Below are 10,397 nucleotides of genomic sequence, written 5' to 3'. Positions count from 1 at the left end.
GCCGCACCGGCGGGCCGGGCGCGGACCGGACGCCCGGACGCCGGCCGGGCGTGGGCCGACTGGGGTGTCGGCGCCGGAGGTTGGAGCCCGGCGCTCGGGAGCGGTACGGGCCGGACCCGGCCCCTTGCCCGCCCCTCCCGGGTGCCTGCCACCGCCAACCCGCCTGCGTCGAACCGGCCTTGCGAGCGGGGCGGCCCGGACGCTGCGCGCGCCGACCCGCGGCCCCGGGGCGCGGCGGCCGCCGTTCGTGGAGGTGTCGGGGCGGGCGCCGGATGCGGGGGTTCGGCCGACGGGGTGAACCAATAGGCTGGTGCCGAGAAAGCGCACCGAGAGTTTGCAGCAGCCAGTGGGGGCTCCCAGATGACGACAGGTCGGCCCGGCGTCGCCGCCGCACCGAACGCGGCGTACGCAGGTCAGGTGGTGCAGTTCCCGGACCCGGTCCGAGCGGAGCGGCACCCGGCCGGGGTCCGGGTGGACGAGTCCGGCTACCCGGACTTCGGCCCGTACGCCGCCGCGGCGGCCGAGGTCGCCGACCCGCCGGACGGTTTCGGCGTGGACGAACTGCGGCTGACCGACTACGTCTCGGCCAACGCCGCGCTGTTCACCCAGGGCCACCCGCTCTGGGCCGACCTGGAGACCGCGGTCGCCACCCCGCCCGGCTGGACCTGGCACCACGCCGTCGGCCGGGCGGCCCCCGGCTGGCGGCGGATGGAACTCGTCCCGGTCGAGGTCAAGGCCCTGCTGCGGCACCACGGCGGCCTGGCCACCTCGCCCGCCGACCACTCCCGGCGCGGCACCCGCCCGCTGCAGGAGCGCCGGCCCGTCCACTTCTCGCTGGCCAGGGACGGCGGCGACCCGATCGGCGTCTCCGAGGACCTGGTGCAGCGGGCCGAGGAGCGCCTCGGCTACCGGCTGCCCGGCGCCTACCGGACCTTCCTCAAGCTGGGCGGCGGCCGTGCCCCGGTCGGGGTGGCGCTGGACACCGAACTGGGCATGCTGCTCGACCAGCCGTTCCTCACCCTCACGGAGGAATACGGCACCGAGGACGTGGTGTACGCCAACAAGTGCCTGCGCGACCACCTCACCAAGGACTACCTGGGCATCGCGTACGCCCAGGGCGGCATCGTCGCGCTCAAGGTGCGCGGCGACCGGATCGGCTCGGTCTGGTTCCACCTGTACGACGACGCCCGCGACTCCGGCGCCCCGGAGGCCCCGGAGGACCGCTGCGCCCGCCTGCTGCTGCCCTGTGGGGACGACTTCGACGCCTTCCTGCTGCGGCTGGCCGGCAGCCCGCCGGAGCTGGAGACGGTCGCGGAGCTGATGGTGGACGGCGGGTTCGCCCGGGCCGTCCCGGTGGGCTGACGCGGATGGGCGCCGTGGTGCAGGTGGAACGGGGGACGACGAGGATGCGGACAGGGGTGAACCGGGCGTGGTGACGTACGCGCAGGCGCAGGAGCTCGCCGAGGAGTGGGTCAACGGCGGCGTGCCGCAGGCGCAGCAGCGCGAGGTGCGGGTCCGGGAGTTCGACCTGGGCTTCGTCTGCTGGGCCGTCGCGCCCGCGGACGCGGCCGGTGGTCCGGGCGACCCGGCCGGGGCCGGCCCGTCCGGCTCGGGCGAGGTGCGACTGGTGATCGCCCGGGACTCCGGGGCCAGCACGCTGTGGCCCGCGCTACCGGTCAACGAGGTGGTCCGGCAGTACGAGGAGGTCTACGGGCGGCCGGTCGCGGCCAACCCGGCCGGGGCGGCGAAGCCCGCGCCGGGGCCGGTGGAGGCCACCTCCTTCCTGCTCAGCCCGCCGCAGTGGCTGCAGGAGGCGGGGGCCGCGGCGATCGCGGCGGAGGCGCAGAAGCTGGGCGGCGCGGCCGCCCCAGCTCCGGCCGCCGCTCCGGCCCCGGGCCCTGCCCCGGCGCCTGCTGCGGTCGCGGCTGAGGAGCTGCCCGCGCCGGTGCCGACCGCGCCGGTGCCGGCCGCTCCGGTGCCGCCCGCGCCCGCCGTGCTGACCGAGCCGCCGGTCTCCGACCGGCCCGCCGGGGACGCGCCGACCATGCTCGCCCCGCCGCCGGGCGACGAGCCGGCCTTCCCGCCCCAGCCCGCGGCAGCCGCACCGGCACCGGCACCGTCGCCGGTCGCGCCGGTCCCGCCGGTCCTTCCGGCCCCCGCCGCGCCGAACGCTCCGGCCGGCGCCGAGGCGGCGACCGTCCTGATGCCCGAGGGCCTGCGCACCTCCGGATCGGACCTGCCGGACGCGCCCGCCCCGGCCGGCGCCGAGGCGGCGACCGTGCTGATGCCCCCGGGCAGCGGTGGCTACGGAATGCCGCCGGTCCCGCCGCCGGGCGGGCAACCGCCGGCCGGTCCGCCCGCCGCGCCCGCCGGTTCGGCGGTCCCGGCCCCGGCAGCGGCGGCAGCCGTCGAGCCGGCACCGACGCTGCTCGCGCCGCCGGACGCCGTACCCGGCCTGGTGGGCCTGCCCGGTGCCCCGGCCACCCCGCCCTCGGGCGGTGCCCCGGTCGAGCAGGCGCCGACCATGCTCGCCGCGCCGGGCAACCCGCCCGCCCCGCCGTCGGCCGGCGCCCCGGTGGAGCACGCTCCGACCATGCTGGCCTCGCCCGGCGGTCTGGCCGGCCTGCCCGGCGGCCCCGGCGCGCCCGCCGCCGCGCCGGCCGGTGCACCGGCGCCGGGCGGCCCCGGCCGCAACCCGAACTCGGCCCCGCCGCCGCCCCCGCCGGCCGCACTGCGCGGCGGTCCGTCCGGCGCCTCCGGCAGCCCGTCGGGGTCCGGGCCGGGCGCGCTGGGCCGCAATTCCGGCTCGGCCCCGCCGCCGCCCCCGCCCGCCGAGCTCCGGCACACCCCGGGCCCGGCCGCGCCGGGTGGCGGTGCCACCGGGCGGGCGGCCGGTTCCACCCCGCCGCCTCCGCCCCCGGCGGGCCTGCGCGCCGGCGCCGCCCCGGCCCCCGCCGCGCAGGGCACCCCGGCGGCGCCCGCGGCCGGGATCTCGTACGAGGCGACCCAGCTGGCCGGCGCGATCGACCCGGCCCTGCTCGGCGGCCCCGCGGACCCGGGCACCCCGCCGTCCGGCGGCCCCGCCGTCCCGCCGCCGCCCGGCGGTCCGGCCGCCCCCGCCGCCGGCGCGGCCGGCTACGGCTACCCGAACGCGGGCGCCGCGCCGGGCGTCGTCCCGCCGACCCCGGTGACCGGTCCGCCGCAGGGCGGCGCGCCCGTCCCGCCCGGGGTCCCGGCGGTCGGTCCGGGCTACTTCGCCGCGCTCAGCTACCGCGGCCCGGACGGCTCGGAGCAGAAGCTGCTGCACCGCAGCGAGCCCGGCACGCCGCACCCGGAGTGGAAGATCCTCCAGGACCTGCGCCGGCTGAACGTGCCGCCGGAGCAGGTGCTCGAGCTGTACACCGAGCTGGAGTCCTGCGACCTGCCCGGCGGCTACTGCAACCGCATGATCGCCGCTTCCTGGCCGAACGTGCGGCTCACCCACACCGCGCCGTACGGCCGCGACCACGCCTCCCGGCAGGCCGGGATGGCCGAGCTGCTCGACCACCTGGACGAGCTGCACCAGCTGGCCTCCGGCGCCCAGCGGGTCCGCCCGTTCCGGGTGCCGCTGCCCGCGCCGGGGGCGGTCCAGCCGCTGCCCCCGCTGCCGCCGCAGCAGCTCGCCCAGGAGGTCGGCCAGGCCTTCGGGCAGAACCTGTTCCGCTACGAGCAGCGCGCGGTCGCCCGCCAGGGCGTGCCCGAGCCGGTGGCGCAGACCCTGATGTGGGCCGGGCTGCCGCGCGACTTCGGACCGTTCTTCTGGGCCCAGGCGCAGGAGGGCCGGCCGATCCCGACCCTCGCCGAGCTGGCCGCCGAGCGCGGCCTGCCGGCCGGCCCGGACTTCGGCGGCTACCTGGTGCTCGGCAACGACTACGGCCGCCAGCTGTGCGTCCAGTACGGCACCGCGAACGTGGTCGCCGTGGACGTCGACGGAACCGGCCAGCCGCCGCGGTTCGTCAACAGCGGTGTACCGGAGTTCGTCCGCGCGCTGGCCCTGCTGGGCCGGATGTGGCGGCTGCGGTACGGGCTGACGCCCGAGCAGGCCGGTCGTTGGACGACCGACTTCCAGGCGCAGCTCGCCGCGATCGACCCGGCGGCCCTGCAGAACGCGGACACCTGGTGGGCCGTGCTGCTGGAGCAGTTCTGGGACGGTCTGCTGTAGCGGACCGTCGCGGATCCTCGCAGGTGGGGAGGGGTCGTCCCGGTGTCCGGAACGGCCCCTCCGGCATGCCCGGGCAGCTGTGCCTCATTGGGGTTTCGTCCGGATCTGCGCAAAATAGGTCAAGAGGATGGGTCTATTCGGCCGGTCCTCGACCGTTCCGGTCCGCACGACGACCGAATCCGGCCCCGGTTTCCGAACCGGTTCCGGATCCGTCCGTTCCGTCCGATCATGGGCTCCGCAGCCCGCGATACGAGGGGAAGAGCCCATGAGCGATGCCGTCCCCCAGCACGGCTTCAGCCAGGCCCGGCGCGGTTACGCGCCCGAGCAGGTCGACCGGGCGCTCGCCGCCCTGACCGCGCAGCGCGACGAGGCGTGGGAACGGCTGAGCGTCCTCGGCGCCGGGATCCGGCAGATGGAGGCCCGACTGGCCGACATCCGCCGCGCCGCCGACGAGGCCCCCGAGCCGGACTACCAGGTGCTCAGCGAGCAGGCCGCCGGACTGGCCGCGATGGCGCAGAACGAGGCCCGGGCGGTGAAGGAGCGGGCCGAGCGCTTCGCCGAGGACCTGCGGGACGAGGCGTACGAGGCCGGGCAGGCGCTCGCCGCGGCGGCCAAGGAGTACGCCGCCACCGTCCGGGCGGAGGCCGACGCGGCGGTGCGGCGCACCGAGGAGCGCACCCGCGCCGAGGCGGAGAGCATCCGGGCCGAGGCCGACCGGGAGAGCCGGGCCACCCGGGACGCCGCCACCGCCTACGCCGCCAAGGTCAGGGTGGCCGCCGCCGAGACGAGCGAGCACGCCGAGGCCGAGCTGGCCGCCAGGCGCCGCCAGGCCGACGAGGCCTTCGCCGAGGCCGAGGCCAGGGCCGAGGTCGAGGAGGCCGAGGTCTCCGCGACCGCCGAACGCCGGGTCAGGGAGGCCGAGCAGCACCGGGAGGCGGTGCTCGGCCGGATCAAGCAGGTGGAGACCGACGCCCAGGCCAAGGCCGACCAGCTGATCGACCGGGCCCGCCGCGAGGCCGAGAAGATCAACGCGGCGAGCGAGCAGGAGCAGCGCGAGTACGACGCCCGGCTGGAAACCGTGCAGCAGCACCTCGACCACATCAAGGCGACGCTGGCCTCGCTCACGGGTGCCGCGGTCGGCCAGATCGAGGCGGTGGAGGAGGCGGCCGACGCCGAGGAGGCCGCCCCGGCGGACGCGGCGGCCGGGCCGCTGCCGGTGGACTCCGAGGCGGACACGGGGGAGATCCCGGTCACGGACCCGGTGAAGGACGCGGCGAAGGACCCGGCGCCGGGCCAGGCCCCGGGCCGTGCGCCCGAGGCGGCGGCCCCGCGGCAGCCGGTGGTCGGCGGGGCCGCCGCCGGTATCCGGGCCGATGCGGCGAACGGTGCTGCCGGGCCCGTGGTGACCGGCCCGGTCGCCGTACCGCCGAAGCCGGTCGCACCACCCGCACCGGTGGCGGGCCCGGGAGAAGCCGAGGACCGCGGGGACGCCGAGGGCGGCACCGGAGCCGGGACGCAGCCGGAGGACGAGACCCGGATCGTCCCGAAGATCGTCATCGTGGACGACGGCAGCGGCTACGCCGCCCCCAACACCGTCTCCTACCGCCGCCGCTGACCCGCGCCCCCGCCGGTGGTCAGCCGGTGCGGGCCGGACGGGTTCGGTGTCCGGGGCCCTGATCGCCTCCGTGCTGGTGCGGGCGGTCAGGGCCTCCGCGTTGCGGTCGATCGACCGGAGTCGGTGGTCGGCCGGGACGGCGGAACGGTGGCCGGCCGGTCGGGACCGGTCGGCGCGGTCCCGCTGCCTCAGCGGTCCTGCGGCCCCGGCGATCCTGCTGCCTCAGTGGTCCTGCGGTCCTGCGGTCCGCGTAGGCGCGGGCGGCGGCCGGGTGGGCGAAGCGGTGAGGCCGAGACCCGTGGCGCCCTCCAGGAAAGGGCGCCACGGTTCCCGGCGAACGGGCGGGCGCCCCCACCCAGGGTCGCCCGGCCTCGCACCCCCGACCCCCATCGGTGGTGCGACAGTGCCGCCACAGCCATCCCCCACGGTTGGGTGCGGCGGGCACGTTCACCATGGTGCGCGATCTCCATGGACGGCCAGTGACCGGAGTATGTCCAGTTCGTGGCGGATGGCGGAGCCCACCGCCGCCCACCGCCCGGGCGGCCCGTCCACCGCGCGACCGGTGTTCCGTCCAGTGGTTCGTCCGCGGTCGCGTCCCGGGCGGCGGGCCCCAGCGGCCGGGCCCCGGGCCGCGGATCCCTCCTGCCCGGCCCCGCCGGGGCCGTACGCCGCGTGCCCGTCGGTGCCGCGGCGTAGGCTGGAGACCCCCGGCCGCTCGGCGCGCCGGGCCGTTCGCGTTGCCCCGGCGGGCCTTCCGCCGCCCGGAGGCAGCACCAGCCACGGCACGAAGAAGAGACCTCTGATGAGCCTGACCGGACTGCTCGATGTCGTCGCGCGGGACGCGGCGCTCGCCGAGGCGATCGGGGCGGCCACCGCTGCCGGCGCCCCGGCCGGCGGCCGCCGCCACCTGGACCTGGTCGGACCGCCCGCCGCCCGGCCGTTCGCCATCGCCGCGCTGGCCCGCGCGCTGGCCGCACAGGCCGCCGGCGACCGGGGCCGCCCGGTGCTCGCCGTCACCGCGACCGGCCGGGAGGCCGAGGACCTCGCCGCCTCGCTGCGCTCGCTGCTGCCCCCCGACGCCGTCGCCGAGTACCCGGCCTGGGAGACCCTGCCGCACGAGCGGCTGTCGCCCCGCTCGGACACCGTCGGCCGCCGGCTGGCCGTGCTGCGGCGGATCGTCCACCCGCGGGCCGACGACCCGGCGGCCGGGCCGGTGCAGGTGGTCGTCGCCCCGGTCCGCTCGGTGCTGCAGCCGCAGGTCAAGGGCCTGGCCGAGCTGGAGCCGGTGGCCGTCCGGCGCGGCGAGTCGCACGACCTGGAGGAGGTGGCCCGCCGGCTCTCCGCGGCCGCCTACGCGCGGGTCGAACTGGTGGAGAAGCGCGGCGAGTTCGCCGTGCGCGGCGGCATCCTGGACGTCTTCCCGCCGACCGAGGAGCACCCGCTGCGGGTGGAGTTCTGGGGCGACGAGGTCGAGGAGATCCGCTACTTCAAGGTCGCCGACCAGCGCTCGCTGGAGATCGCCGAGCACGGCCTGTGGGCGCCGCCCTGCCGCGAGCTGCTGCTGACGGACGAGGTGCGGGCACGAGCGGCCGAACTCTCGGCCCAGCACCCGGGGCTGGCCGAGATCCTGGACAAGATCGCCGAGGGCATCGCGGTCGAGGGCATGGAGTCGCTGGCGCCGGTGCTGGTGGACGACATGGAGCTGCTGCTCGACGTGCTGCCGCTCGGCTCGGTGGCGGTGCTCTGCGACCCCGAGCGGGTCCGCACCCGGGCCGCCGATCTGGTGGCCACCAGCCAGGAGTTCCTGCACGCCTCCTGGGTCGCGGCGGCGGCGGGCGGGGACCGGCCGATCGACCTGGAGGCCATCGACGTCTCGGCCGCCTCGCTGCGCTCGCTCGCGGAGGTGCGCGAGCACGCCGACGAGATCGGGCTGCCCTGGTGGTCCGTCAGCCCGTTCGCGGCCAGCGGGTCCACGGCCGACGCCTCCCTCGCCGTCCCGGGCGCGGACGCCGACCGGCTCGGCGACGCCACCACCCTGACCCTGGGCATGCACGCCGTCGAGGCGTACCGGGGCGACACCGCCCGCGCGATCGCCGACGCCAAGGAGCGGCTGGCCGCCGACTGGCGGGTCGTCATGGTGACCGAGGGCCACGGCCCCGCCTCCCGGCTCGCCGAGGTCCTGGGCAACGAGGGCATCCCGGCCCGACTGGTCGCCGACCTCGCCGAGGCACCCACCCGGGACGTCGTCCACGTCTCCTGCGGCTCCATCGAGCACGGCTTCGTGGACGAGCAGCTGAAGCTCACCGTCATCACCGAGACCGACCTGTCCGGCCAGCGGTCCTCCACCAAGGACATGCGCCGGATGCCGTCCCGGCGCCGCAACGCGATCGACCCGCTGGCCCTGGTGGCCGGCGACTACGTCGTCCACGAGGCGCACGGCGTCGGCAAGTACGTCGAGATGGTGCAGCGCACCGTCCAGGGCGCCACCCGCGAGTACCTGGTGCTGGAGTACGCCCCCGCCAAGCGGGGCCACCCCGGTGACCGGCTGTTCGTGCCGACCGACCAGCTGGACCAGGTCACCAAGTACGTGGGCGGCGAGGCCCCGACGCTGCACCGGCTCGGCGGCGCGGACTGGGCGAAGACCAAGCAGCGGGCCAAGAAGGCGGTCAAGGAGATCGCCGCCGACCTGATCAAGCTCTACTCGGCGCGGATGGCCGCCCCCGGGCACGCCTTCGGGCCGGACACCCCCTGGCAGCGCGAGCTGGAGGACGCCTTCCCGTACGCGGAGACGCCGGACCAGCTGACGACCATCGCCGAGGTCAAGTCGGACATGGAGAAGTCCGTCCCGATGGACCGGCTGATCTGCGGCGACGTCGGCTACGGCAAGACCGAGATCGCCGTGCGGGCCGCCTTCAAGGCGGTGCAGGACGGCAAGCAGGTCGCGGTGCTGGTGCCGACCACGCTGCTGGTGCAGCAGCACTTCTCCACCTTCGCCGAGCGGTACGCCAACTTCCCGGTCACCGTGAAGGCGCTCTCCCGCTTCCAGACCGACACCGAGGCCAAGGCCGTCCTGGAGGGGCTGTCCGAGGGCTCGGTGGACGTGGTCATCGGCACCCACCGGCTGTTCTCCTCCGAGACCAGGTTCAAGGACCTCGGCCTGGTCATCGTCGACGAGGAGCAGCGCTTCGGCGTCGAGCACAAGGAGCAGCTGAAGAAGCTGCGCGCCAACGTGGACGTGCTCACCATGTCCGCGACCCCGATCCCGCGCACCCTGGAGATGGCCGTCACCGGCATCCGGGAGATGTCCACCATCACCACCCCGCCGGAGGAGCGCCACCCGGTGCTGACCTTCGTCGGGCCGTACGACGAGAAGCAGATCTCGGCCGCGATCCGGCGCGAACTCCTGCGCGAGGGCCAGGTGTTCTACATCCACAACCGGGTGGAGTCGATCGACAAGGCCGCCGCCCGGCTGAGGGACCTGGTGCCCGAGGCGCGGATCGCCACCGCGCACGGGCAGATGGGGGAGACCCAGCTGGAGAAGGTCGTCGTCGACTTCTGGGAGAAGGAGTTCGACGTCCTGGTGTCGACCACGATCGTGGAGTCCGGCATCGACATCTCCAACGCCAACACCCTGATCGTCGAGCGCGGCGACACCTTCGGCCTCTCCCAGCTGCACCAGCTGCGCGGCCGGGTCGGGCGCGGTCGCGAGCGCGGCTACGCCTACATGCTGTACCCGCCGGAGAAGCCGCTCACCGAGACCGCCCACGAGCGGCTGGCCACCATCGCCCAGCACACCGAGATGGGCGCCGGCATGTACGTCGCGATGAAGGACCTGGAGATCCGCGGCGCGGGCAACCTGCTCGGCGGCGAGCAGTCCGGGCACATCGCGGGGGTCGGCTTCGACCTCTACATGCGGATGGTGGGCGAGGCGGTGGCCGAGTTCCGCGAGTCGCTGGCGAACGGCGGCGAACCGGAGGAGGAGCCGCTGGAGGTGAAGATCGAGCTGCCGGTGGACGCCCACGTGCCGCACGACTACGCGCCCGGCGAGCGGCTGCGGCTGCAGGCCTACCGTTCGATCGCGGCGGTCAACTCGGAGGCGGACATCCAGCAGGTCCGGGACGAGCTCACGGACCGCTACGGCAAGCTGCCGGAGCCGGTGGAGAACCTGCTGATGGTCGCGGCGCTGCGGCTGTACGCCCGCCGGTGCGGGATCTCGGACATCACCCTGCAGGGCGCGAACGTCCGCTTCGGCCCGGTGGAGCTGCGCGAGTCCCAGCAGCTGCGGCTGAACCGGCTCTACCCGCGCAGCCAGGTCAAGGCGGCGGCCCGGCAGCTGCTGGTGCCCCGCCCGAGCACCGGCCGGATCGGCGGCAAGCCGCTGGTCGGCCGGGAACTGCTCGGCTGGTGCACGGAGTTCCTGTCGGCCATGTTCGACGACCTGGCGGGGGCGAAGAAGTAGCGGGACGCGCTGCCGGCGGCGGCCCCGGGCACGCTCGGGTCGCCGATGGCGCCCAGCAGGATCGCGTCGAAGGCCTTCAGCTCGGCCAGCACGCTGTCCGGCAGCGTCTCGCCGGTCCGGTG

Annotated in this window: 4 protein-coding genes; all 4 read left to right on the top strand. The window is 76.4% G+C overall.

Annotated features, from left to right (window positions below):
* Positions 1-360: 360 nt before the first annotated feature.
* Complete coding sequence (locus ABT247_RS21930) at positions 361-1,362, top strand: HNH endonuclease (protein WP_350744655.1); 1,002 nt, start codon at positions 361-363, stop codon at positions 1,360-1,362.
* 67 nt (positions 1,363-1,429) lie between these two features.
* Positions 1,430-4,201 carry an SUKH-4 family immunity protein gene (locus ABT247_RS21925; RefSeq protein WP_350744653.1) on the top strand — a complete coding sequence of 924 codons (2,772 nt, stop codon included), beginning with the start codon at positions 1,430-1,432 and terminating at the stop codon, positions 4,199-4,201.
* 265 nt (positions 4,202-4,466) lie between these two features.
* Complete coding sequence (locus ABT247_RS21920; RefSeq protein ID WP_350744651.1) at positions 4,467-5,816, top strand: coiled-coil domain-containing protein; 1,350 nt, start codon at positions 4,467-4,469, stop codon at positions 5,814-5,816.
* Between the two features lie 802 nt (positions 5,817-6,618).
* Positions 6,619-10,275, top strand: a complete 3,657-nt coding sequence (gene mfd, locus ABT247_RS21915) for a transcription-repair coupling factor (protein WP_350744649.1) — start codon at positions 6,619-6,621, stop codon at positions 10,273-10,275.
* Positions 10,276-10,397: the final 122 nt, after the last annotated feature.

Origin of the sequence: Kitasatospora sp. NPDC001539, assembly GCF_040298565.1 — a bacterium.
Taxonomy (GTDB): Bacteria; Actinomycetota; Actinomycetes; order Streptomycetales; family Streptomycetaceae; genus Kitasatospora.
Note: the sequence above shows the minus strand (reverse complement) of the source record. Positions and strands in the feature narration are given on the sequence as shown.